Origin of the sequence: Janthinobacterium sp. AD80 (assembly GCF_002878455.1) — a bacterium.
Taxonomy (GTDB): Bacteria; Pseudomonadota; Gammaproteobacteria; order Burkholderiales; family Burkholderiaceae_D; genus Janthinobacterium.
On the sequence record NZ_NRDQ01000053.1, the window covers coordinates 1 to 517 of the forward strand.

Below are 517 nucleotides of genomic sequence, written 5' to 3' on the forward strand. Positions count from 1 at the left end.
TGCGCGCGCAGGCATGCATAATCCGACAACTGTGCTGGCTGGTGTCGATGTCGGATTACGCGCTGCGCGCTGATCCGACCTACGGCCTGCTTCGGCGCACGCCACTTTCCTGGCTGGCCGGGCATTTAAGCCTGCGCTACTTGCGTAATCCGGCAACAATGTTGGCCGCTGGTGATGTCGGATTACGCGCTTGCGCGCTAATCCGACCTACGGCACACACGCCGGGCACGCTAAAGTGCGCAGCTTGCCGCCCGTTTGAAGTGCTCTTTGCCTGCGCCCCTGCCGGAACCGCGTAGGTCGGATTAGCACGGCGCAGCCGTGCGTAATCCGACAACTGCGTTGGCCGCCGGTGATGTCGGACGACGCGCTTGCGCGCTGATCCGACCTACGGCCTGCTTCGGCGCACGCCACTTTCCTGGCTGGCCGGGCATTTAAGCCTGCGCTACTTGCGTAATCCGGCAACAATGTTGGCCGCTGGTGATGTCGGATTACTCGCTGCGCGCTAATCCGACCTACG

At 62.9% G+C, this 517-nt stretch carries 1 protein-coding gene; it reads left to right on the forward strand.

Features of this window, described 5'->3' with window-relative positions:
* Positions 1–296 (forward strand): hypothetical protein (locus tag JaAD80_RS31220; RefSeq protein WP_219726816.1); only part of this gene is annotated, 296 nt, incomplete at its 5' end.
* Between the last annotated feature and the right edge of the window lie 221 nt (positions 297–517).